Consider the following 24800-nt stretch of genomic DNA (forward strand, 5'->3'; position numbering starts at 1 on the left):
TTATTAAAACCTAGCATTTTAGTCAAGAATAAATTCAATAAAATACAATCATTTGTATCGAGCGTGAAAGTAGTCACACTTTAAGTTTTGTATAGAAAACACATGAGAGAAAGAAAGAAATTTCAATTAAAAAAACTTCCAATTACCCCACCTAAAAACTTCTAATTTTTAATAAAATCAGATAAAGGTCTTAATTTTAAGGAGGCTCAATTTGCTCCCTTATTTTTTTGTATTTCCTCGTTAAAGCTTATGGATTTTTTTCCTATGCCCTAAACAAAATTAATTTCATAAATATTATCTTTGTACTCTTATTTTTTGAAAATTAATTAGAATTTTAGATTTATCTTACTCAAAAAATTAATTACTTTCATTAGATTTATTACAGTAACTATTAGACTGCAAAGAATAACCCTCATTAAAATGATATAGAATTGACTATGATAAGAGTACATCATTCTATAAATATGATTTTATAAAGTTGTACGTTTTCTAAATATTTAGCGTAGATAAATATTTCTTAAATTAAGTTTATTTAGAATATTCTATAGTCGTTATTGAACAAATATTTATAAATTCTGCGTAAGACATAAATGTATAAATTATGTTTGTAAACTTTTTTGAAAAACCATCTTTGCTCACATTTTAAGCAATATTCAATCAACCTGAAATTTGATTATTTTTCAAACAAAAGATGTTTTAAAAGAATTAACTATTCGAATGGATAATTAACTAAAACCCAATCACTATAAACTTCTGACTGGCATAAGTTCTAATTGATCGATAAATAACTAAGTTCACTTTACTCATGAAGTACTCATACGCTAGAATCACTCTCGCTCGTAATATTTAACCAAAATAACACAATATTTTTTGGGTCTTGTATACGCCTAGTTTAGAAAATGACTTGTGTTTGATTAAAAAATTGATTAGTATTGCACGCACTGAAAGGCCTTGAGATTTAAAGCTTTTCTGACTTATAGGGCCTATAGCTCAGTTGGTTAGAGCAGCGGACTCATAATCCGTTGGTCCCGTGTTCAAGTCACGGTGGGCCCACCAAATACAAACCTCATAAACTAAAAAGTTTATGGGGTTTTTTAATGCTTATCTAAATAGAATTCGTTTTACCGTTATAAACAATATTCAAAATTTAATTATCAAAATGTAAATTTTATTTTCTCTTAAAATTTTAACTGCTTTAAAATACGTTTTTCTAAACTTAATACTTCGATTTCTTCTATTAAGCTAAGATTTTCTTCCGCATAAGCTCTGTATGTTCTAATTGAGCGTCCCAAAATTTTTCCCATAAATCACAATACTCTAAACATAACTTTTCGATATAGTTATAATCTTCTTCCGTACAAGCTTGCATTAAGACATACCATAAGTCTTCTTCATGATCATCATCTGCGGCTTCGGCACTTTCATCTTCAGAAATACCATGTACATGATAATAGCCACCACCCTCTACCTCTAAACCTACAGCTTTAGTCGCTTTACGTAACGGTGGACTATAAAGAATCACCTCTTCTTCTGCGACTGCTAATAAGGCTGAAACAGCTTTATAGTCATCATAAGCATTTTCTAAAAACACTCTAACTTGATCTGCAATTTCAGTCGGCTGATAAGTCAAACGATCTTGTTCTGTAATACCAAAATCATTTAATACATCTTCAAATAAAGGATAGTGAGCATATTCAGGATTTCCCTGATAATAACCATCTTTGTCTAAACCAGGACGAAATCCAAACTCATCAAAAATATTTAGGCTCAAAAGAAAACGCGGAAACATTTTCGCACCAGCATGCAATCTTGGCTCTAGTTGTTTAGTTTGAAATTGGGCCATGAGCAATGCATCAGTAAAAGTTTGTACGATTGCATGGCGGTATTCTAAGTGTATTTTTTTTAAATTTTCTTTATTAATTTCTCCGTTATTTAAAATATCAATTGCTGGATGATGTGATACCGCATGCTTAGCAATTTTTTCTCTTAATCGGGTCAAAAAGTCTAAATTTTTTTCCCATAGTTCGGTAGAAATGCTTTGCTTCATCCCTGCGAGTGCTTTCTTTCTAGGGTTATTAAAATTCTCAAATTTCTTAGGCATATCTACTCTCATTAAACTTATTGAAGCCTGATCGATTTTTACATATTTTATTATAAAAACAATGACTTAAATTAATATTTAAATATGTTCCCTTATCAATCCATATTAGAATTAAAATCGTACGAAATCAAATAGAAAATTAAAAAAAACTTATGTTAATGATAATCATTATCACAATATCAACTTGAATCTAAGCCCTTTTTTTATTATGATCATTGATATTAAAATTTTAATTTTTCGATTAAGTTATAATTAGTTCTAACTATATGGAATAGTAATGTCAAAAAAAGAAGATATTATAAATACTGCTTTAAATTTATTTAATCAGATTGGCTACAATGCAACTGGTGTTGACCGTATTATTGCTGAATCTAATGTTGCAAAGATGACCTTTTATAAATATTTTCCTTCAAAAGAAAATTTAATTATGGAGTGTTTGCAACATAGAAACTTAAATATTCAAAATTCAATTAATGAACAATTAAATTTACGTCAAGATGCTAACCCGCTTGAGAAAATTCATATTATTTTTAATTGGTATATTGAATGGATCAATAGCGAAACATTTAATGGTTGCTTATTTAAAAAAGCATTTATTGAAGTATCTAAACAATATACTTCAATCCGTGAACCATTTTACGAGTATACAAAGTGGTTAACTCATTTATTACAAGATCAGCTCACTCAACTAGGTATAGAAAACCCTACTCCCCTTACTCATATCATTATTTCTATTATTGATGGAATGATTATTGATGGAACAACAGATAAAAAACTAATTAATGCTGAAAAAATTTGGCAGTATATTGAGTTTTTAATTAATGAAGAAATACCTCAACAGACTTCTTAATTTTAAAATTATCTAAGTTTATTATGTTTAAAGAAAAATAAAAAAGAACTTTTTAAATCTTCAAGCTTAGATAATGTTCATTTTTAATTGGCTACTTTAGCTTTCATAATTTTTCTAGGCTTTTTTACAAACTCATATTAGAATCCTGCAAATTTATCACCTTGCACTGATCTATGAAAAAATTTCTAGCTAACTCTATCTTTAAAGCTGCTGGTTGGACCTATAATGTAGATCCTAAAATTCTTGAAAAAAAACAAGTTATTATTGGATTTGAACATACCTCAAATCTAGATGCAGTGCTCTCTATTGCTCTCTTCCAAATTTTAGACATTAAGATTCATACTTTAATAAAGAAAGAACTTTTTAAGGGTCCCCTTAAGCCAGTTTTAGAAAAACTTGGTGGCATTCCAGTTGATCGCAAAGCGAGTAAAGATATTGTTTCTCAAATGGTTGAACAATTTCAAACTCATGAAACTTTTAACTTGGTGATTGCTCCAGAAGCTACTCGGGCGAAAGATGGTTCAGAACGTAAACCTATCCGTACAGGTTTTTGGCATATTGCGAAAGCTGCTAATGTTCCAATTGTACTCATGTATGCCAACGCCCGAAGCAAACAAGGCGGGATTCTAGGCAAAATTTATCCAACAGACTTACAAAAAGATTTAGAAACCATTAAAGAGCTATATGCTCAATTTGACATAGATGTCAAAATTAACTAGATCAAATTGGATTTGATTCGGCCTAATCTCACTCATTAGGCTTTAACGTTATTATTCTTATTCAATTGGCTAACAAAACGCAGGGCAACAGTTTTCAACAAAACCAAGCCTATGCTAATATTCCAGCACTTTTGCATTTTCTTTTTTGGAGTTCACGTCCATGGCGGGTCATTCTAAATGGGCCAATATTAAGCATCGTAAAGCGAAACAAGATGCAAGTCGCGGTAAAGTTTTTACTAAATATATTCGTGAAATTGTGACTGCTGCCAAACTTGGTGGTGGAGATGCTGCTAGTAATCCTCGTTTGCGTGCAGTAGTTGAAAAAGCTCTTTCAGTTAATATGACACGTGACACCATCAACCGTGCAATCCAACGTGGTGCCGGTGGTGAAGATAATGATGATTTAAAAGAAGTAACTTACGAAGGTTATGGTGTTGGCGGTGTTGCTGTTCTTGTTGAGACAATGACAGATAACTTAAACCGTACAGTACCAGATGTACGTCACTGTTTTAGTAAAACAAATGGTAACCTAGGAACTGCGGGTTCTGTTGCTTATCTATTTACTAAACGTGGTGAAATTACTTTTGAAGATGTTTCTTTAGAAGACAAAATCATGGAAGTTGCTTTAGAAGCTGGCGCTGAAGATATTGAAGTTTCAGAAGATGAAATTTTAGTAATCACTTCACCAGAAACTTTTGGTGAAGTTCAAGATGCTCTAACTGCTGCTGGTTTAAAATCTGACAACGCAGAAGTTGTTATGAGTCCATCAACTAAAGCTGAAATTACTGATGTCGACCAAGCAAAACAAATTCTTAAAATGATTGATATGTTTGAAGATCTTGATGATGTACAAAACGTTTATACTAACGTTGAGTTCACAGATGAAGTTTTGGCTCAGCTTGATGCCTAAATCAAACATTTGAATTGAAAAAACGCACCATTTGGTGCGTTTTTTTATAGTTTATTAAGTAAGTTATAGCAGTTAAAAACATTATATTTTTTAATCACAAAGCTCGAATGCAGCGCAACAACATTATCAATTTTTCCAATACGTCTTAATAAAATTTCACTGTAGTCATCCATGTTGCGTGCTACAAGTTCTAAAATAAAATCGGCACTTTGCCCTGTCACAAGAAATGCATTGGTCACTTCTGGAATTGCTTCTATTTCAGAAAGAAACTTATCAAATGTTTCGGTGTCATGCTTACTCAGTGACACTTGCAATAAAATGTGTAGGGTAAATCCAAGTTTACTAAAATTAATTTCCCTTTTGAGCTGCCCCATAACGTTGGCTTCAATCAGATGCTTAATTCGGCGATGCACAGAACTGACTGACAGATTGATCCGTTCTGAAAGTTCATTCAAATTTAAGTCTTCATGAGACAAAATTTCTAGAATTTGTTTATCAAAACGATCTAACTCCATTGTTATCTCCAGCCAGAATTTTACAGTGAGGACAGTATACCCTATACAACTCACCTGCATTTAAAATACAAAGGTTTAAAAATAGCTAAAACGTTTAATTCTTTTACACATTTTATTGCAGACGTGCATTTTAACCGTGCAAATAATGGAGCATATGGCGCATTTTAGAAAGTCAATTTCATGCTCTCATTTATTTTTTTAAATATAAGATCTTACTCGCCCCATTATTTAAACGTAGACCAATGATAATTATAGAAATTTGACTATTTTTCTAAATTCTTAAAGTTGGCATTATTATTGTTATGTATTTGCAGGAAAATTTTTTATCCATGTCGGGGAGTTCCTGTGAATAAGATCAAAACACTCGTGCTAGCAATGAGTTCTTTAGGCGCAATTAGCGTGACGATGCCTGTGCATGCCGCTACAGATGCTGAAGTTAACGCCTTACGTGATGAAGTAAAGGAGTTAAAACAACTCGTCCAGAAACTATCTGATCAACAAAAAACAGCTTTGTCGGTTAGTGCTCCAACAACAATTCCCGTAGCACCAGCTAATCCTACACCTCCTGTATCAAAACCAGGTTGGATGGCTATGAGCGATGGGCAAACCCAAGTTAAGCTTTATGGTAATGTCCGCGCAGATGCAACCTATGACTTTAAAGGTTCAAATGGCAGCATTTCAAATGGCGCTAACTATCCATTAAATAAAGATGATCCAAAACAAGACTCACTAAATGTATCTGCTGCAACTTCAAGAATTGGTCTAGACATTACTCGACCTACTCAGTACGGAGATTTAACCGGAAAAATTGAAGCCGATTTCATGGGCGGAAATGGCGATAATGGTAATGGTACCTTCCGTGTTCGCCATGCATATATGTCTTTAGGAAAATGGTTAGCTGGTCAAACCACCTCACCTTTTGTAAACACTGATACATCACCAGAAACAGTAGATTTTAATGGCGCTATTGGTACAGGTACTACACGTACAGTACAAGTTAGGTACACTCAGCCAATTAATGCACAACAGAAAATATTAGTTGCCTTAGAAGGTGGTGATGTTGAAAAAGCTGGTAATGCTGCCGGTGGAAGCCGCTTTCCTGCTTTAACAGCACGATATGATTTCAAAACTACGGATAATAAAGGCCTATTACAGTTACATGGTCTTGCCCATGAAAACCGCGTAGCTCCCAAAGATAGTGCTTCAGAAGAAAAATTCGGTTGGGGTGTCGGCGTTGGTGGTAAATATGATTTAACACCTCAAGATAGCGTGGTTGCTAACTACTATCATGTTAAAGGAGATGGCCGCTATTTACTTTATAGCAACTCAGCTTATGCCTATGACACAACAACTCAGGATATTAATTTAGGTGAATTTGATAGTGCTGTTATTGGCTATCAACGAAAATGGAGCCCTATCCTCCGCTCTACTTTTGCAATAGGTGGTATTCAATACAAAGATGATAGCATCTATGCAAATAGCAATTTAACCAGCACCAGCTATAACAAAGAAATTTATAATGCTTTGGTCAATTTAATCTGGAATCCGGTTAAAAATATTGATTTAGGTGCAGAATATACCTACGGTCAACGAGAAACTTTCGCAGGTGATAAAGGTGATTACTCTCGCGTCAATTTATTAGCAAAATATAGTTTCTAAAATTTGGATGTAAAAAAAGAGCCTTTCAAAAGGCTCTTTTTTTATTAATAGTATTAGTGCATGGCTTGAATTTTTTCTAAAAAGAGCTTCGCGCGCTCGTGGCGAGCATCTAAATTATCGAAGAATTCATGCGTTGGGCAGTCTTCTAAAATTTTACCTTCATCCATAAAAATTAAACGGTTAGATACTCTTTTAGCAAACCCCATTTCATGTGTCACACACATCATGGTCATACCTTCATGTGCAAGTTGCACCATTACTTCAAGTACTTCACCTACCATTTCTGGGTCAAGTGCAGAAGTTGGTTCATCAAACAACATACAGATTGGGTCCATGGACAAGCCCCGAGCAATCGCTACACGTTGTTGCTGGCCCCCAGACAATTGACCTGGAAACTTATCTTTATGTGCAAGTAAACCTACACGCTCTAAATATTTCAAACCTTTTTCACGAGCATCGGCAACTGAACGCTTTAACACTTTAACTTGAGCAATGGTTAAATTTTCCAAAACAGTCATGTGTGGAAAAAGTTCAAAGTGTTGAAACACCATTCCTACTCGTGAACGGAATTTAGCAAGATCCGTTTTTGGATCTTTCAGAGAAACTCCATCAACAATAATATCGCCTTGTTGAAATGGTTCTAACGCATTTACTGTTTTAATGAGTGTTGATTTTCCTGAACCAGAAGGTCCGCAAACAACAACGACATCACCTTTTTCAATACTCGTCGTGCAATCTGTTAAAACCTGAAAATCACCATACCATTTAGAGATATGTTGGATGTCTATCATTGGCATTTAAAATCTCCAATTAGCGAATGATGGCAATTTTTTGCTGTAAGCGTTTGACTAATTGTGACAGCACAAACGAACTACAGAAGTAAACTACAGCGACGATTAAATAGAATGTTGCTTTCGTTTCAGGACCATATGTATTGGCCAATGTATCTGCACGACCTAAAAAGTCTGGTGCACTAATCACATAAACTAATGAGATATCCTGAAATAAAATAATTGTTTGAGTTAACAATACTGGGAGCATGTTACGAAAGGCTTGAGGTAAAACCACGTAGCGCATTGATTGACCATAGGTAAAACCTAGCGCGTATCCTGCATTTACCTGACCTCTTGAAATAGACTGAATTCCGGAACGTACAATTTCCGAGAAAAATGCAGCTTCAAAAATAGCAAAAGTCACAACACTTGAAAACAATGGTCCCCAATACGTATCAGATTGAAACTCAAATATTTTTGGCAACAAAAAGTAGAATATGAAGATCACCTGAATCAGTGGAATACCACGAAACAGATCGACATAAAATTTTGCGAAATTACTTGCGATGGCATTGCTTGATAAACGCATCATTGCCAATGGGGTTCCGATTAGGATACCGCCCATCATGGCCAATACAGTCACGGTCAGGGTAAAAATGAAACCTTCTTTGAGTGCCGCGATCACATCAGGGTTATGTAATAAAGAAAAATCCATAATTACTTCCCTCCTGAACCTAAGCCAGGCACAGCCATTCGTTTCTCAATCCATGCCATGATAAATTTAATACTATAAGTAATAATTAAATAAACAGGCGTAGATAGAATAAGAATAATGATGTCCTGAGAAGTTTCTTCCCGCATGGTTTTTGTATAAGCAAAGAAGTTCAAAACACTCAAAGCATATAAAACAGCCGAGTTCTTGAAAACGTTCATTGCTTCAGAAGTAATCGTTGGCCACACTGTACGATATGCAACAGGTAAAATAACATAACGATAGCTTTGTGCAGTGGTAAAACCCATTGCAGAAGCTGCGAACTTTTGTCCACGAGAAACAGTATTAATACCGGCACGTATGTGTTCAGATACACGCGCAGCAGTGTAAAGACCTAATGCAAAAACACCAATAACCGCAGGTTGCTGATTTAAAATATTTTTCCACCATCCACCTGCAACCACGTCCCCACTGCCTGCACTTAAGCTGTCCGGTAAGAATTCCGGAAAAACAAATGCCCAGAAGAATAGCTGTACAATAAGTGGAATATTACGGAAGATTTCAACGTAACAATTGCCAATAAATGCGAGAGGTTTGTTAGGTAATGTACGAATTACCCCTAGGAGAGAACCTAATAAAAATGCGATAAGAAAGGCTATAACAGCTGTCCAAACCATAGTAAAGACGCCTGAACCTAACATTTGTAACCATGTGGGCGCTTCAGCATGAGCATTGTAGCTTGTACTACCAATTACTCTACAGACTGATTCTGCCCATGCGGCTTTATCGACACCATATTCATTAGACTCCGCACAGAATATAGTCCAGTTTAGCGAGCCGACTGACATGTTTGCCCCTTAAATGAATATCTTTAGGAAAATAGACCGCTTAAGCAAGTGAGTCTCACTTGCTTAAGTAAATTTAGGACAAAAAGATCTTGTTAGATCCCTGCATCTGTTGGGTGAGCTTTTAGTTTTTTATAAGATGAACTTTGTGGCATGTTCAAATTTGTATTTTTTGGTGGAATTGGCGATAAGAACCACTTCTTATATAAAGCGTCCATTTGACCAGTTTTCCATAGATTATTTACAGTACGGTCAGCAATCGCTTTGAATTTTGTATCACCTTTAGCAAGCATAATGCCATAAGGCTCTGATGAAAGTACTGGACCAACAATTGCGAAAGCTTTAGGTGTAGAAGATTTAGCAACTAAGCCAGCTAAAATATTATCATCCATAACAAATGCAGCAGCACGGCCTGACGCCATCATTGCAAACGAGTCAGAATGATCTTTACCATAGATATTTTGGATATTAAGCGCTTGGCCTTTTTCATTCATCTTGATGTATTTATCAGATGTTGTGCCTTGAGTTGTTACAACTGCCTTGCCATTTAAATCTGCCAAACTCTTAATGCCTGAGTTCGCTTTAACTGCCATACGTACTTCTGTCGCATAGTAGTTTGTTGAGAAGCCCACTTGTTCTTGGCGTTGCTTAGAGTTTGTGGTCGTACCACATTCCATATCAATATTACCTGCTAAAAGTTCAGGAATACGTGTTGATGAAGTTACTGCCTTGTATTCAACTTTTAGCCCAGGCATTTTCAATTCTTTTTTAATGTCATTTGCAAACTGGTTACAGATATCGACTGCATAACCTACTGGTTTACCTGCAACAACATATGAAATTGGGTCAGAAGATTCTCGGTGGCCAATAACGATTTTTCCGGTACTTTTAATTTTAGCTAATGTATCTGCTGCCTGAATTTGAGAAGTAGCGCCAACCGTACAAAGCATAAATGTTGAAACAATGAGAGAGGTTGCAGAACGTTTCATAAGAACTCCTTGATGATCATTCTCTCTATTTATCTATAGAATCATTCATATAGAGTAATAGAGTGATTTATTATTAAATTGCAATTATCGCGCCAACTTTTCCAAGTAGGACACATCCATTTGCTTCACTTATTTTATTCAGTCTGTTTTGCAGAGTTAATACCTTTAAAACTGCTAACATGTTTCTACTTTAATCTATGTTTTAATCTTCTGTCTATTATTAAGCTCATCTATTTACACTTTAATGTGGCAATTATTGATTACAATGTAAACATATGCACAATAAAGTGGCTTAACTTCAGCTAAAAACTGTTTTTAAAAAAATTGTATTTTGTGAAAAAACATAAAAATTAAAATTATTAAGTATTTAGACTAAAGTTGAATAATGAGCTAAATGAAGAAATTCCCACAGCAAAATAATATATATAAATGTTTTAATAAAAAGCATTTAGAAAATTGATAGTAATATTTAAGTTAATAACTGACCTTAGAAATATTACAAAAAAGCCCTGATAAAATCAGGGCTTTTTATAAAGTTTAAATTCCTCGCCAATCTACGCGTGCGTTTCTTTCGGTTTGATATATTCTTAAAACATATTGGCCTAGAGGTAAATCAAGCAAATATTTTTGATAATTGCTCCATTCCTCAGAAACCTGTTCTGCTTCTTCACGCTCCCATGGCGTGCCTTTCACCTCTAATAGTGGTGCAAGCATAGAACACACAGAAATATCAGCTAGACTTAAGCGATCACCCACCATATAACGTGCCTGATTTTCTATTAAGCAGTTATTGAGTTCATTTATGAGTTCATCCATACGCTCTTTGGACTGACCCACCAACTCCTCTTCAAGTTTATAGTTCTTCTTTACAAGGGTTTTGAGAAAAGGCTTCGATATTTTCTCAAACTGGCGTAAATAGCCTTGTTCACCCATCATAATTTCTAAAGCATGGTCTCCTTGCGCCAATGTATGAGCTAGAGCCCAACGGCGTACATGTATACCAAGCTCATCAGCTAAACTATCAATTTTCAGAGTTTGTTGTCTAAGTTGCTCATCACGACGCAAAAGCGCATGTTCTGGGTAGGTATCATCCAGATAAAGTGCAATCTTGGTTGATTCAGCAATCCATTGATGGTCATCTTTCAAAATTGGCAATAAATTTTGGCCTGTTTTGAGTTGCGCAAAAGCACGATGAAATCCTGGAATTAAGTTATGAGCCACATAATCAAGTTCTTTATGGTCTAACAACCAGCGAGCTTTCTCACAATAATGGGACAAAGGAAACTGATACAAAACCCGCATAAAATCTCCACGTTTATTTTTATTTGACTATTTGTACAAAAATGGTCGATGGTAAGTAGATACTTTAGAAGCTATTTTTATTTAAAACAATGGATATTGTGCTCATTTTTTGCTGACAGTTAGGTCTATATTTTTTATATCTTTTTTTACCGTACTTATAGCTCTTTTTCATATTAAAACTAATTTTATTATTAGCTTTACGCATAAAAACAATAATTAATTGATTTATAAAGAATTTTAATATCTTTATTTTCCCATTAAAAATCAAATAAAATGCTTTGCACTTTATTTCATAAGCTGAGCATAAGTCCTCGTTTAGTGGAAAAATATTTCTTTTGTAAGGTAATGACAGCAATACAAGGTGTCATTATGTCTAATTCTCTATCTAAAACGACGGCATACGTCCAAATCATTCAAAATGATCAACAAGCCATTAATGCTGCTTATCAAGTGGCTGATTATGCTTTAGAGGGTCGTAATACACGTGATCAACAACGCTTATTACCGTATGAGCAAATTGAAAGCTTTAGCCAAAAAGGGTTAGGCGGAATTCGCATTGCAAAAAAATACGGCGGAGCTTTTGTTTCCAATAAAACACTAGCTCAAGTTTTCCGTATTTTAAGTAAAGGTGATGCGAACGTTGGTCAGATTCCACAAAATCAGATTAGCCTTTTAAACCTGATCGAAATTATGGGCACAGAACAACAAAAACAATTTATCTTTTCAGAAATATTAGCTGGTAAACGTCTTGCCAACGGTGGTCCCGAACGAAATACCCATGACTCAAAAACTTTAGAAACCACACTTACCATTGAAAATGGCAAATATATTTTAAACGGTGAAAAGTTTTATTCGACAGGTACAAGTTTTGCACATTGGCTCGCAATTAAAGCGGTTCATCCTGAAGGTCATGTCGTTTTAGTCATTGTGAATCGAGAGGCTCAAGGTATTGAAGTCATTAATGACTGGAATGGATTTGGGCAACGTACTACAGCGAGTGGTACAGTTAAATTAAATAACGTTGAAGTTAATCCAGATCTCATTTTTGATGAACGCTTATTAACTAAAGCCCCTACTTATCGGGGTGCTTATTCTCAGTTATTACAAGTTGCAATTGATGTAGGTATAGCGGAAGCCGCTTTTGACGATACTTTATCGACTATTCATAAAGCACGCCCAATTATTGATGCAAATGTTGAAAAAGCCAGCTTTGAACATTACACCCTGCAAGAAGTGGGTAAGTTAAATATTTTGCTCGATGCTGCAATTCTACTGCTTGATGAAGCTGCTGAATATTTAGATGAACTTGACCAACTTCAAACTGTGACTGATGAACAAGTAGCAAAAGCTTCAATTTTAGTTGCTGAAGCAAAAGTCTATGCCAATGATGCGGCTCTACAAATCTCTGAAAAATTACTGGAACTGGGCGGTAGCCGTTCAAGTTTAAGCCAACATAATTTAGATCAACATTGGCGAAATGCGCGTGTACATACTTTACACGACCCTGTTCGCTGGAAATTACATGCCATTGGCAATTATTACCTTAATGGTCATTTCCCTGCCCGCCATGCTTGGATTTAAGGAGAAATTGTCATGACTTCATATCAATCGGTTCAAACTAAACAAACATCGGCATCAAACCAAGCACACATTATTCAAAATGATGCTGAAGCTTTAGAAATTGCCAAAGAGTTTGCCGAACAATTTAAAAAGACTGCAGTTGAGCGAGACGCTAAACGGATTCTACCGTATACCGAAATCGATGCATTGAGCCAATCAGGGCTGTGGGCAATTACAGTGCCAAAACAATATGGCGGTGCCGAAGTTTCAAGCCATACAGTTGCTAAAGTGATTGCACTCTTAAGCGGTGCCGATGGTTCAATCGGACAAATTCCACAAAACCATTTCTATGCCTTAGAAGTATTGCGCAATACAGGCACAGAAGCTCAAAAACAACGCTTATACGGCGAAGTTTTAAATGGCACTCGTTTTGGTAATGCACTTGCTGAGTTTAAAACTAAAACTTCTACTCACAAACAAACCAATATCCGCCCTCATGAAAATGGATATTTGATTCAGGGTGAAAAGTTTTATTGCACAGGAAGTTTATTTGCACACCGTATTCCAACTCTAGTTTTAGACGATGCAGGCCGAGAGTATCTAGCCTTTGTAAAAAGTGGTTCACAAGGACTAAAACTTGTTGATGACTGGTCTGGTTTTGGACAGAAAACCACAGGCAGCGGCACAGTTAAATTTGATCAGGTTTTTGTCGATGCAGATGATGTCATTCCTTTTGATACTGCATTTTTACAACCAACCTTAGTGGGCCCTTTTGCCCAAATTATGCATGCATCAATTGAGGTAGGCATTGCTCGAGCGGCCTTTGAAGAAAGCTTGCAAAGAGTACATCAAGCTCGCCCATGGATCGATTCAAATGTAGAAACTGCAAACCAAGATCCTTTAACAATTTATGAATTAGGGCGCATTGCCGTAGATGTACGGGCAAGTGAAGTGTTATTAAAACAGGCAGCTCAATCAATTGATGCCGCAAAAATTGAAACCACACCTGAAAGCATTGCAAAAGCATCCATTGATGTTGCCAAAGTACGTGCTCATAGTAGCGATACAGCTCTCAAAGCATCATCGAAGCTGATTGAACTTGCTGGTAGTCGTGGTAGTCAATCACAAGATGGTCTAGACCGTTTCTGGCGCAATGCACGTGTGCATACGTTGCATGATGCTGCACGATGGAAATATTACTTTATTGGGAACTATGTACTTAACGGTGTTCTACCACCTCGTCGGGGGACATTGTAATGACAGATGTTAAAGCGAAAGAAATTTTACTTAATGCCTTTGATATGAACTGTGTTGGACATATCAATCATGGCTTATGGACACATCCACGTGATGAATCACACCGTTTTAATGAGTTGAGCTATTGGACAGAGCAAGCCAAAACCTTAGAAAGTGGTTTATTTGATGGTTTGTTTATTGCAGACATTACAGGTGTGTATGACGTCTATCAAAACGGTATAGATCTCACTTTAAAAGAGTCTATTCAACTTCCAAGCCATGACCCATCCACACTCATTTCAGCTATGGCGGCAGTCACTCAAAACTTAAGTTTTGGAGTCACTGTGAACTTAAGCTATGAGCATCCGTATCAATTTGCCCGCCGCTTTGCGAGTCTCGACCATTTAACTCAAGGTCGTATTGGTTGGAATATCGTGACAGGTTATCTAGATAGTGCGGAACGCTTAATTGGTCAAAAAGGTTTAAAAGACCACGATGCTCGCTATGAACAAGCTAAAGAATTTTTAGAACTTTGCTATAAATATTGGGAAGGTTCATGGGAAAACGACGCAGTAAAAAAAGATAAAGCACGGCGCGTTTTTACAGATCCATCTAAAGTGCACACCATTCACCACCATGGAAAGTATTACAAGAGTGAAGGTGTGTTTCAGGTGTCTCCTTCTGTGCAACGCACTCCGACTCTATTTCAAGCAGGTGCTTCACCAAAAGGTATGGAGTTTGCGACGCGTCATGCTGAATGTGTATTTATTGGCGGGGATAAACCCGAAAAAATTCGCGAACAGGTGAAAAAGATTCGTGCTCTTGCCGAACAGCAAGGTCGTTCAGCGGATGACATTAAAGTCTTTGTTGGCATAACTGTTGTTGTTGCCGAAACACATGATCTGGCTGTACAGAAACTTAATGAATACCGTCAGTATGCAAGCCCTGAAGCAGGCTTAGCGCATTATGCAAGTTCAACAGGCATTGACTTAAGTAAGTTTGATGACGATGAAGCGATTCCTTACCAGAAAAGTAACAGTATTGTTTCGATTACCGAAAAATTTAAAGAGCAACAAATCACGAAAAATGACTTAAAAGCTCAGCATGTCCTAGGTGGTCGTTATCCCCTCATCGTGGGCAGTGGCGAAGAAGTTGCTGAATACTTAATTCATCTTTTAGATGAGACAGATATTGATGGCTTTAATTTGACACGTACAGTTGCACCAGAGTCTCACCACGACTTTATTCGCTTGGTTATTCCTGAGCTTCAACAACGTGGTCGCTATAAAACTGCATATAAAACGGGTTCACTGCGGAACAAAATTTTTAATCGGGGTGATCAATTACCAAAACAACACCCTGTTCAAGCGTTCCGATGTAGTCCCTATAACAACAGCAAAAACCTAACAACAATTGAAGAAATAACCGCTTAAATTTGGAGATAGACATGGCTCAAACAGCCTCTAAAAAATGGCTAGGTGTAGGCTTAGTCGTTGTAGTCCTTTTTGTTGCTTTATTCTTTTGGAATAAACACCGTCAAAGTGGCTCAAATGAACTTGTGATTGGTATTAGTCCACCATTTGCAAAAACTTTACAAGCTGCTGCCGATGAAGCAAAGCAACAAGGTTTAAATGTGAAACTAGTTGAGTTTTCTGACTGGAACACACCAACCATTACTTTAAATCATGGGGATATTGATGCAAACTTTTTCCAGCATCAACCGTTCTTAGACAATGCAATTAAAGAAACTGGCTTTAAATTAAAGGCCTTTGCAGTAGGTGCAGCATCACATGTGGGACTTTATTCAAAGAAATACAAAAGCCTTGATGAATTGCCACAAAACGCACGTGTAGTCATTCCAAATGATCCAGTGAATCAAGGTCGTGCCCTACTACTTTTACAGCAAGCTAAGTTAATTACGCTTAAAGATTCAAATAATCATTTATCTGCACTCAAAGATGTTGTTTCAAACCCTAAAAACTTGCAATTCATTGAGGTTGAAGGACCACAGACTGCTCGTGCAATTGATGATGTTGATTTGGCTTTTGGCTATCCACATTACTTGCGCTTAGCAAAAACAGCTGACCCTGATAGTGCGCTTTTACTTGATGACAATACCAATAGACGTTACGCGATTTTGTTTGTGGTACGTGATGACTATCAAGACAAGGGCGACAAATTAAAGAAATTTGTTGAGATCTATCAAAACTCGCCAAAAGTTAAAGCTGTGTTAGATGCTGAGATTGGGCCAAAACTTTGGTTCCCTGGCTGGAAATAAGGAGAATGACAATGGTGAGTTTTGGATCACAAGTTGATTTTTCTCTACCTCATATCAAAATTCGTGGTTTAAATAAGTTTTATCAATCGCAGGGTCAAAAGCTGCATGCTTTAAAAGAGATTAACCTTGATATTCCTCAAGGTAAGATTTTAGGCATTATTGGTAAAAGTGGTGCGGGAAAATCTTCCCTACTCCGCACTTTAAATGGTTTAGAACAAGTGAATACAGGCAGTATTCATATTCATCAACAAAACATTGCTGAATTGAGTCATGCCGAGCTTATTCAAACTCGCCAACGAATTGGAATGATTTTTCAACATTTCAATTTGATGTCTGCAAAAACGGTCTGGGAAAATGTGGCATTGCCCTTAAAAGTTTCCAATTACAACAAAGCAGATATCGATGAGCGTGTAAATGAAGTTCTGGCACTCGTAGGCCTTGCAGATAAGTCTGGTCATTATCCGTCACAACTTTCAGGCGGACAAAAGCAACGGGTCGGTATTGCACGTGCACTTGTTCACCACCCTGAAATTTTACTGTGTGATGAAGCCACCTCAGCACTTGACCCAGAAAGTACTGCTACTATTTTGGCTTTACTTAAAAAGATTAATCAGGAACTTGGCCTAACCATTGTACTCATTACTCATGAAATGCAGGTCATTCGAGAAATTTGTGATCAGGTCGTTGTGATTGACCAAGGTGAAATTGTAGAGGCTGGGCAAGTCTGGTCTGTATTTTCACGACCAGAGCAACAAATTACTCAAGAATTGTTAAACCTTGAACAGATCACTCTGCCTTTTAAAATTACTCCACTCCCCGATGAAGATTCGACTCATATTATTGTAAAACTGAAATATGAAGCTGAAGCACATCAGGTTCCAGATATTCAAGAACTACTTGCTAGATTTAAAGCGCCCGTCAATTTATATCAAAGTCAGGTCGATACCATTCAAGGGCACATTATTGGTTCTCTTTTAGTCGGTATTCCTAACGTAGAAATTGATCTTTCATCTATACGACAAGAAGCATCAACTGCAATTGCACAATTTGAGGTACTTGGCTATGCACGACCAGCTCATTGATTTATTAATTACTGGAACTGTAGATACCTTACTCATGGTAGGTGCATCTGCATTTATTGCTTTTTTAATTGGCTTACCGATTGCTGTTGTTTTAGTTAGCACTTCTGAGCACGGCATTCACCCGTCACAAAAGATTAATCAGGCTTTAGGTTGGGTCATCAACATTACTCGTTCTGTGCCCTTTCTTATTTTAATGGTTGCACTTATTCCACTTACTCGCTGGATTGTAGGTACAAGTTATGGCGTTTGGGCAGCCGTTGTTCCATTGACGATTGCGGCAATTCCCTTCTTTGCTCGTATTGCAGAAGTTAGCTTACGTGAAGTCGATCAAGGCTTAATTGAAGCTGCACAAGCCATGGGTTGTAACCGTAAACAAATTATTTGGCACGTGCTTTTACCAGAGGCTTTGCCAGGTATTGTGGCAGGCTTTACCGTGACTATTGTGACTATGATTAACTCCTCTGCGATTGCTGGTGCTATTGGTGCAGGCGGTCTAGGAGACATCGCATATAGATATGGCTATCAACGTTTTGATATGCAAATTATGTTGGCTGTAATTTTTGTGCTCATTGTTTTAGTCATGTTAGTACAAGCAACTGGCGATGCATTAGCCCAGCAACTTGATAAACGTAAAGTTTAAACGCAATACAACCCCGCTCTAGCCATGACTTTGTCATGGCTTTCATGTAAAATCAGCGACAATTTTTAATTTACACATTTGTGAGTGGTTTTCATGGGTTTTAATTGCGGTATTGTTGGTCTGCCAAACGTAGGGAAATCTACCCTTTTCAATGCATTAACGAAAGCAGCGATTGCAGCGGAAAACTTCCCTTTCTGTACCATTGAACCAAACACAGGTATTGTTCCTGTACCAGATCCACGTTTAGACAAACTTGCTGCGATTGTTAAACCACAGCGTATTTTGCCAACTACAATGGAATTTGTGGACATTGCAGGTCTTGTTGCTGGTGCATCAAAAGGTGAAGGCTTAGGTAACCAGTTCCTTGCTAACATCCGTGAAACTGATGCAATCGCTCATGTTGTACGTTGTTTCGAAGATGAAAACGTAATTCACGTAAATGGTAAAATTGATCCATTAGACGACATCGCAACGATTAATACTGAACTTGCGCTTGCAGACCTTGAAACTGTAGCTAAAGCAATTTTACGTTTAACTAAAGTTGCTAAAGGCGGTGACAAAGAAGCTGTAGCAACGAAAGCAGTTTTAGAAAAAATCCAACCTTTACTTGACGAAGGTAAACCAGCTCGCGCGGCTGATTTGTCTGATGACGAACGTAAATTAGTTCGTGGTTTTGGTTTAATGACTTTAAAACCAACCATGTATATTGCAAACGTTGCAGAAGATGGTTTTGAAAACAACCCACATTTAGAAGCAGTTAAAAAACTTGCGGCTGAAGAAAACGCAATTGTTGTTCCTCTTTGCAACCAGATCGAAGCTGAAATTTCATTATTAGAAGATGAAGATCGTGCTGAGTTCTTAGAAGCAATGGGCATGGAAGAACCAGGTTTAAATGTGGTTATTCGTGCAGGTTATGCGCTTTTAGGTTTACAAACTTATTTCACTGCTGGTGTACAAGAAGTTCGTGCATGGACAGTAAAAGTTGGCGCAACCGCTCCTCAAGCAGCTGGTGTGATTCATACTGACTTCGAAAAAGGCTTTATCCGTGCTGAAGTTGTTGCATATGACGACTTCGTACAATACAACGGTGAAAACGGCGCTAAAGAAGCTGGTAAATGGCGTTTAGAAGGTAAAACTTACGTTGTTCAAGACGGCGATGTAATGCACTTCCGTTTTAACGTATAAGTTAAAGCTCAAAAAAAGCCCCATCATATTGGGGCTTTTTTTCTTGTTAATGACTTAAATCCATCGCCTCTCGTTTACTGCGCGCCTCTTGTAAAATACGCGCATGCAAAGGCTTTCTAAAACCTAGCATAAATATAAATTCTGCCAATACAAATAACGGCCCTATGGCAAGTCCAATCACATCATCAACAAAAGCTGGTTTTTTCTTTTCGAAATAATGTCCCACAAACTGAAAGACCCACCCCACCACAAAGAAACCAATACTTGCAGCTAACCATTGTCCCAAAGATAACTGGGCAATTTGGCTCGCCAGTGGATAAACAGCGGCTAAAAGAATCAGCATGAGTAAACCAAAAACTTTATCTAAAATGAAATAATAGATCGTACTAACTGCAATCAACACTACAGCTAAAGTCAGTTTAAAATCGCCAATATCGACTCCAGCTCTCGCAGTTAAACATAAAATTGAAAACACGATGAGTGGAATACCAATAAAATGCGTCAAAATATTTTTATGATTTAAGTGGTAAGCAGCATATTTGCTAAGTTGTTGCTCCAGATTCGACATGAGTTGTTCCCTATTCATCTATCTATAGTCATACTGTACAAATAAGGAAAACTTAAAGTTGTCAGCTAATTGACAAAGTAATGATTTTTTTCATGGATGGGCTGATATTGGATCTTATTTATATTAATCGACTAAGAGAAAATACATGGTTTAGTTTGCTTCCGGAAGCATTCCAAAACTTTATTCTAGAACATGGCAAGCAAATCACCTTTGAGAAAAATAGCTATGTTTTCCATGCTCAAGATGTATTTGATGGCATTTATACAGTACTTGAAGGCTCAATTAGTTTGGGTTATGTCGATGTAAACGGTAATGAAGCTCTTTCTGCTATTGCTGAGCCGATTATGTGGTTTGGTGAAATATCACTGATTGACCATGAGTCACGATCGCATGACGCAATTGCTTTGAAAAAAAGTATGGTTCTACATGTTCCCGCGAAGCCTTTAAATGAGCTACTCAAAGACAATCCATATTACTGGTATTACTTTGCTCGTTTAACCAGCCAAAAACTCAGGTACGTTTTCTTAGAACAGATTGCGATACAAACACGCAGTATTTCTCAAAGGCTTGCTCAACGTCTTCTATTCATTTTAGAAGGTTATGGCAATCATATTCTTATTCAAGATCATCACATCCATATTTCTCAAGAACAATTGGCAAATATGCTGACCACATCCAGACAGACGATCAACCATGAGTTGAGCCTACTCGAAAAACAGAAAATCATTAAAATTGCTTTTAGAAAAATTGAGATTATAGATATTGAGAAATTAAAAGTAGTTGCTCAAGCCCATTCCTAATCTTTGCACAACCAGCTATATGACAAAAACTTAAAACCAAATTAAAAAATAGATAACGCTGCAAAACAACACATTGTTCAAACTCTATTTCACAAAATAAATGTTTTAAAGCAGATATTTTCATTTTACACTCAAGCTGAGCAATAATACTCAACAAGGCGCTGATTAACATGAAAAAATTATCAACAATTCTTACAGCTGGCGTATTGGCTATGTTAAGTGTTTCGGCATTTGCATGTCCAAAAGGAACTCAATTACAAGGTGGTACAGGGCCAAATCATAAAGGCGGAAAATGTGTTGCTGCACACGGCAAAGCAACTGCTAAAAAAGAAGCAGTAAAAGCAAAACAAGATGTTAAAAAAGATATGACTGAACAAAAGCATGAAGCAATGATGAAATCTACGCATGCTCAACATGAATCACAGCAAATGACTCATCAAATGAAACAAGATGCAGTGAAAACAGCAAACACAGCTAAAGCTGCGACAAAGCCGTAATTAACATTCACTCATTATCGTTTTAAAAGCAAAAAAGCGAGATTAATCATCTCGCTTTTTTATATTTATAAATTTTATTTTGGAGATGTGTTTCCAAGATTCGGCGTATTGATCGCATCCTTACATTGCGCTTTATCTCGCTCATAGTCTGCTTGTTTCTTAGCAACCGAATCATTATTTTCAAGCGTTTCACGAGCCCACACATCTAGACTAGTGAGAGCTTTACGACAAAGCGCGTATTTCCCTTCTGTCACTGAGTCAGTCATTTTCACATTGATACGCCAGTCTGTACTCAATTGACGTAAAGGTTTACGAACTTTGTCATCGATTTGACTTAGTTGCTTTTCATAAACCAAATGCTCAACCGTATTAATCAATGTCCATGCTTTTTGAGCATAAACAGTTGCATCATTGGTCAGTTTAGGTGCTGGCTTAATTTCTACTTTTTTTTCTGCCTCATGATTACCATTGTCACAGCCCTGTAATGTAAAAATACCTGCACTCAACATGGCGATATAAACTAAACGAATCTTTGCGTTGAACATAGCAAACTGCCGATTAAACATTTCGGCACTATGCTATTAAATTCGGCTACAATACTCAATCTTTCAAGTATTTTTATCATTTGGTTTATTGCCAAGGTGTATTGTGTACGAACAACAATTGATGCCTGCCCAAACGGCAACTTTTTGGCAAGGCGCCAAAGATAGTCAAGCTATCGTATTTACCTATTTACCTGTTTCTTTTGCCTTTGGCGTTTCTGCATCTCAGTTTGGTTTTACACCATGGGAAGCTTTTTTCCTATCTTGTTCAATGTATGCTGGAGCTAGCCAGTTCTTGGTTGTCGCGCTTTTGGCTAGCGGTTCATCTATTTGGTTAACTGCATTAACAGTCATTGCACTTGATATTCGCCATGTCCTTTATGGACCAGCTTTATATAACCTGATTCCAAACAAATTAAATCTTAAAAAAACGGCGGTGTGGGCTTGGGGCTTAACCGATGAAGTTTTTGCCAGTGGAATGATTCAACTTTCACAGCGCAGACAACAATGGTCCGAGTCTTGGATGCTAGGCTTGAGCCTATTTAGTTGGATGGCTTGGGCAACTGGCTCATTGCTAGGCGGATTATTTGCAGATCAGGTCTCTCATCTTCCAAAGTTTTTACAAGCAGCATTAGACTTTTTATTGCCAGCTTTATTTTTGAGTTTCTTGTTAGCGGCTTTTGAGCGAAAACATAGCCTTGTAGTCGCTGTATCTTTAGTCGTTTCAGCTTTAGCCTGCTATTGGATTAACTTATCTGCTGCCATCTTTATTGGTATTCTTTCAGGCATTTTAGCCGGCTTGTTTAAACATTATGTGCTGAAACAACAAGAAGAGGTCGAAGTTTAAAATGAATCTAGAGATTATTCTGGTTGGCATCATTGTTGGTATTGCCAATTTCGCCTCACGTTTTGGACCATTCTTTGTTATACAGAAGCTACAAGGTACACAGCAAAGACGCGGTTCAATCTGGCTAAAAATTGCTTTGGGAAGCATTGGTATCTCTGCAATTAGCGCTATGCTTGTGGTTGCAACTCTTCCACCACTCCTTGAAACCCCAGATAAAAGCTTAGCGATGCTGATCGGTTTTTTTGTTTTAGCAGGTCTTTATTTTAAATTTAAGAAAATTGTTCTGGCAACGTTAACTGCCGCAATTGTTTATGGCCTGATCTATACATATTTACCTTTATAAATAGATAAACTGATCTTCCTTATATAAAATAAAACCTAGCCAGAAGCCTTTAAGATTGAAACTTCTGGCGTAAAAATCTAATTTTTCAATTGTTTAAAAAGATAACCTTACTTAATAGAGATAATAATGTCACAAGTTAAAATTTACGCAAATGAACAAACGATTATGCAGTATCGAGAATTACTTTCTCATGCAATCCATCAAGCGCTGATTGAAGAATTGAAATATCCTATCGAGAAAAGATTTCAACGTTTTATCAGTCTTAAGCCTGGAAATTTTATCTATCCTTCTGACCGCAGCCAACACTACGTTATTATCGAACTCTCAATGTTTGCAGGACGTAGCGCAGCCACGAAGAAACAACTCATTCAAACTTTATTTCGCAATATTCAAGAACAATGCAAAATAGCTCCGCAAGATATTGAAATTACGATTTTTGAAACCCCTAAAGAAAATTGGGGTATTCGCGGCAAAAATGCAGATGAGTTACTTTTAAACTATCAAGTTAATATCTAAAAAATGACATCTTAATTGTCCGACAAAATTAATTTTTTTATGTGTGATAAAGCTTAACTCCCTCATAAGTTCTGCTATGCTTAAAAAAATAATTTTGTCAGGATGATTCGCATGAGCGTGACACTCGGTACCCCACTTCAATCTTCTGCATTTAAAGTTTTATTGTTAGGTTCAGGAGAGCTTGGCAAAGAAGTTGTAATTTCTTTACAACGTCTTGGTGTAGAAGTACATGCAGCCGACCGTTATGATCATGCACCAGCCATGCAAGTTGCACATTTTTCTTATGTGTTAAATATGGCTAATCCAACTGAGTTAAAACAACTCATCGAGAAAATTAAACCGAATTTAATTGTTCCAGAAATTGAAGCCATCGCTACAGAAGTTTTGCTTGAAATTGAAGCGAGCCAAACTGCCACGGTTATTCCTTCTGCTAAAGCTGTAAACCTGACCATGAACCGTGAAGGCATTCGTCGTCTTGCAGCTGAAGAACTTGGTTTACCTACCTCTGCTTACCGCTTTGCTGACTCACTAGAAAGCTTCCGTGCTGCTTGTGACGATATTGGTTATCCAAACTTTGTAAAACCAGTAATGTCATCTTCAGGTAAAGGTCAGTCTCGTGTAAAAAGTTTCGATGAAGTCGATGCTGCTTGGGAATATGCGATGCAAGGTGGTCGTGTTAACCAAGGTACGGTCATCATTGAATCTCAAATTGATTTTGATTTTGAAATTACATTACTTACCGTTCGTGCTAAAAATCCTGAAACTGGCGAAATTGAAACTCACTACTGTGACCCAATTGGTCACCGCCAAGATGCCGGTGATTATGTAGAAAGCTGGCAGCCTCAACCAATGACTGCGGCTGCACTTGAAGAAGCAAAACGTATTGCAAATAAAGTGACAACAGCGCTGGGTGGTTGTGGTATTTTTGGTGTAGAGCTGTTTATTAAAGGCGACAAGGTTTGGTTTAGTGAAGTTTCACCTCGTCCACATGATACTGGCCTAGTGACTTTAGCATCACAATTTCAAAGCGAATTTGAACTGCATGCTCGTGCAATTTTAGGATTGCCAGTAAATACAGCTCGCCATAGTGTTGCTGCTAGTGCAGTTATTTATGCGGGGGTCGATGCCAACAATTTAAGCTACAGCGGCTTAAATATGGCATTAGCCAACCCACATACCGACTTACGCTTGTTTGGTAAACCAGAAGGTTTCAAACGACGTCGTATGGGTGTAGCAACTGCTCGTGCAGAAAATACTGATCTTGCTCGTACTTTAGCGAAAGAAACCGCTGATCAAGTAAGCGTAAAAACCAACTCTTAATATTTACTTTT

26 protein-coding genes and 1 tRNA gene are annotated in these 24800 nt (G+C 37.0%); 18 read left to right on the forward strand and 9 right to left on the reverse strand.

Annotation, left to right across the window (positions count from 1 at the left end; genetic code table 11):
• Window positions 1–979: 979 nt before the first annotated feature.
• Window positions 980–1056 (forward strand) — tRNA-Ile (locus tag F968_RS10335).
• A 181-nt stretch (window positions 1057–1237) separates the two neighbouring features.
• Here the strand turns inward: F968_RS10335 and F968_RS10340 are convergent.
• Complete coding sequence (locus F968_RS10340) at window positions 1238–2101, reverse strand: heme oxygenase-like domain-containing protein (RefSeq protein WP_004792833.1); 864 nt, start codon at window positions 2099–2101, stop codon at window positions 1238–1240.
• A 277-nt stretch (window positions 2102–2378) separates the two neighbouring features.
• Here F968_RS10340 and F968_RS10345 point away from each other — a divergent pair, with 277 nt between their 5' ends.
• The 3 genes from F968_RS10345 (at window position 2379) to F968_RS10355 (ending at window position 4580) form a co-directional block, all read left to right on the forward strand.
• Complete coding sequence (locus F968_RS10345; protein WP_004792835.1) at window positions 2379–2951, forward strand: TetR/AcrR family transcriptional regulator; 573 nt, start codon at window positions 2379–2381, stop codon at window positions 2949–2951.
• Between the two features lie 173 nt (window positions 2952–3124).
• A complete protein-coding gene (locus F968_RS10350; protein WP_004792837.1) occupies window positions 3125–3670 on the forward strand; it encodes a 1-acyl-sn-glycerol-3-phosphate acyltransferase in 546 nt (181 codons plus the stop codon).
• Between the two features lie 160 nt (window positions 3671–3830).
• Window positions 3831–4580, forward strand: coding sequence for a YebC/PmpR family DNA-binding transcriptional regulator (locus tag F968_RS10355; RefSeq protein ID WP_004792840.1), 750 nt, complete (start codon window positions 3831–3833; stop codon window positions 4578–4580).
• 44 nt (window positions 4581–4624) lie between these two features.
• Here the strand turns inward: F968_RS10355 and F968_RS10360 are convergent, their stop codons facing one another.
• Window positions 4625–5095: an Lrp/AsnC family transcriptional regulator gene (locus tag F968_RS10360; RefSeq protein ID WP_004642558.1), complete on the reverse strand. Its 471-nt coding sequence runs from the start codon at window positions 5093–5095 to the stop codon at window positions 4625–4627.
• 345 nt (window positions 5096–5440) lie between these two features.
• On the opposite strand from F968_RS10360, the gene F968_RS10365 reads away from it, so the two are divergent.
• Window positions 5441–6754 (forward strand): DcaP family trimeric outer membrane transporter, encoded by a 1314-nt coding sequence (locus tag F968_RS10365; RefSeq protein ID WP_004792841.1) that lies wholly within the window; start codon window positions 5441–5443, stop codon window positions 6752–6754.
• 53 nt (window positions 6755–6807) lie between these two features.
• Here the strand turns inward: F968_RS10365 and F968_RS10370 are convergent, their stop codons facing one another.
• From F968_RS10370 to F968_RS10390, 5 genes are all read right to left on the reverse strand, one after another.
• A complete protein-coding gene (locus tag F968_RS10370; RefSeq protein WP_004792844.1) occupies window positions 6808–7551 on the reverse strand; it encodes an amino acid ABC transporter ATP-binding protein in 744 nt (247 codons plus the stop codon).
• A 13-nt stretch (window positions 7552–7564) separates the two neighbouring features.
• Window positions 7565–8242, reverse strand: coding sequence for an amino acid ABC transporter permease (locus F968_RS10375; RefSeq protein WP_004792846.1), 678 nt, complete (start codon window positions 8240–8242; stop codon window positions 7565–7567).
• Between the two features lie 2 nt (window positions 8243–8244).
• Entirely contained in the window at window positions 8245–9087 is an 843-nt protein-coding gene (locus tag F968_RS10380; protein ID WP_004792848.1) for an amino acid ABC transporter permease, read from the reverse strand.
• A 92-nt stretch (window positions 9088–9179) separates the two neighbouring features.
• Window positions 9180–10073 carry an amino acid ABC transporter substrate-binding protein gene (locus F968_RS10385; RefSeq protein ID WP_004792851.1) on the reverse strand — a complete coding sequence of 298 codons (894 nt, stop codon included), beginning with the start codon at window positions 10071–10073 and terminating at the stop codon, window positions 9180–9182.
• 537 nt (window positions 10074–10610) lie between these two features.
• The gene (locus F968_RS10390; protein ID WP_004792853.1) at window positions 10611–11375 is read right to left on the reverse strand and encodes a glutathione S-transferase family protein; all 765 of its coding nucleotides are present in this window, start codon (window positions 11373–11375) and stop codon (window positions 10611–10613) included.
• A gap of 345 nt (window positions 11376–11720) precedes the next feature.
• Between F968_RS10390 and F968_RS10400 the strand changes: the two genes are divergently transcribed.
• The 7 genes from F968_RS10400 to ychF all read left to right on the forward strand — a co-directional run bounded on the left by F968_RS10400 (window position 11721) and on the right by ychF (window position 19356).
• On the forward strand, window positions 11721–12956 hold the full coding sequence (locus F968_RS10400) for an SfnB family sulfur acquisition oxidoreductase (protein WP_081399527.1): 1236 nt from the start codon (window positions 11721–11723) through the stop codon (window positions 12954–12956).
• 12 nt (window positions 12957–12968) lie between these two features.
• Entirely contained in the window at window positions 12969–14192 is a 1224-nt protein-coding gene (locus F968_RS10405; protein ID WP_004792856.1) for an SfnB family sulfur acquisition oxidoreductase, read from the forward strand.
• Complete coding sequence (locus tag F968_RS10410; protein ID WP_004792858.1) at window positions 14192–15604, forward strand: LLM class flavin-dependent oxidoreductase; 1413 nt, start codon at window positions 14192–14194, stop codon at window positions 15602–15604. Before F968_RS10405 ends, F968_RS10410 begins: the two co-directional genes overlap by 1 nt.
• A 14-nt stretch (window positions 15605–15618) precedes the next feature.
• Window positions 15619–16449: a MetQ/NlpA family ABC transporter substrate-binding protein gene (locus tag F968_RS10415; protein ID WP_004792861.1), complete on the forward strand. Its 831-nt coding sequence runs from the start codon at window positions 15619–15621 to the stop codon at window positions 16447–16449.
• Between the two features lie 5 nt (window positions 16450–16454).
• The gene (locus tag F968_RS10420) at window positions 16455–17531 is read left to right on the forward strand and encodes a methionine ABC transporter ATP-binding protein (protein ID WP_081399528.1); all 1077 of its coding nucleotides are present in this window, start codon (window positions 16455–16457) and stop codon (window positions 17529–17531) included.
• Window positions 17512–18171, forward strand: coding sequence for a methionine ABC transporter permease (locus tag F968_RS10425; protein ID WP_004792864.1), 660 nt, complete (start codon window positions 17512–17514; stop codon window positions 18169–18171). The genes F968_RS10420 and F968_RS10425 overlap by 20 nt, the downstream gene beginning before the upstream one ends.
• A gap of 93 nt (window positions 18172–18264) precedes the next feature.
• Window positions 18265–19356 carry a redox-regulated ATPase YchF gene (gene ychF / locus F968_RS10430; protein ID WP_002050104.1) on the forward strand — a complete coding sequence of 364 codons (1092 nt, stop codon included), beginning with the start codon at window positions 18265–18267 and terminating at the stop codon, window positions 19354–19356.
• A gap of 46 nt (window positions 19357–19402) precedes the next feature.
• Here ychF and F968_RS10435 read toward each other — a convergent pair whose 3' ends face one another.
• Entirely contained in the window at window positions 19403–19924 is a 522-nt protein-coding gene (locus tag F968_RS10435) for an Mpo1 family 2-hydroxy fatty acid dioxygenase (protein WP_004792866.1), read from the reverse strand.
• Window positions 19925–20016: 92 nt separating this feature from the next.
• Here F968_RS10435 and F968_RS10440 point away from each other — a divergent pair, with 92 nt between their 5' ends.
• Together F968_RS10440 and F968_RS10445 are read left to right on the forward strand one after the other, a co-directional pair.
• Window positions 20017–20724 carry a Crp/Fnr family transcriptional regulator gene (locus F968_RS10440; RefSeq protein WP_004792868.1) on the forward strand — a complete coding sequence of 236 codons (708 nt, stop codon included), beginning with the start codon at window positions 20017–20019 and terminating at the stop codon, window positions 20722–20724.
• A 170-nt stretch (window positions 20725–20894) separates the two neighbouring features.
• Window positions 20895–21221 (forward strand): hypothetical protein, encoded by a 327-nt coding sequence (locus F968_RS10445; protein WP_004792870.1) that lies wholly within the window; start codon window positions 20895–20897, stop codon window positions 21219–21221.
• Between the two features lie 74 nt (window positions 21222–21295).
• On the opposite strand, the gene F968_RS10450 is transcribed toward F968_RS10445, so the two are convergent.
• Window positions 21296–21766: a hypothetical protein gene (locus tag F968_RS10450; RefSeq protein WP_176564279.1), complete on the reverse strand. Its 471-nt coding sequence runs from the start codon at window positions 21764–21766 to the stop codon at window positions 21296–21298.
• Between the two features lie 121 nt (window positions 21767–21887).
• Between F968_RS10450 and F968_RS10455 the strand changes: the two genes are divergently transcribed.
• From F968_RS10455 to purT, 4 genes are all read left to right on the forward strand, one after another.
• On the forward strand, window positions 21888–22610 hold the full coding sequence (locus F968_RS10455; RefSeq protein ID WP_081399530.1) for an AzlC family ABC transporter permease: 723 nt from the start codon (window positions 21888–21890) through the stop codon (window positions 22608–22610).
• A 1-nt stretch (window position 22611) separates the two neighbouring features.
• Entirely contained in the window at window positions 22612–22953 is a 342-nt protein-coding gene (gene ygaH, locus F968_RS10460; protein ID WP_004792874.1) for an L-valine transporter subunit YgaH, read from the forward strand.
• A gap of 126 nt (window positions 22954–23079) precedes the next feature.
• Window positions 23080–23469, forward strand: a complete 390-nt coding sequence (locus tag F968_RS10465) for a tautomerase family protein (protein ID WP_004792877.1) — start codon at window positions 23080–23082, stop codon at window positions 23467–23469.
• A gap of 102 nt (window positions 23470–23571) precedes the next feature.
• Window positions 23572–24789 carry a formate-dependent phosphoribosylglycinamide formyltransferase gene (gene purT, locus F968_RS10470; RefSeq protein WP_081399531.1) on the forward strand — a complete coding sequence of 406 codons (1218 nt, stop codon included), beginning with the start codon at window positions 23572–23574 and terminating at the stop codon, window positions 24787–24789.
• Window positions 24790–24800: the final 11 nt, after the last annotated feature.

Source organism: Acinetobacter sp. NIPH 817, assembly GCF_000368405.1.
GTDB lineage: Bacteria > Pseudomonadota > Gammaproteobacteria > Pseudomonadales > Moraxellaceae > Acinetobacter.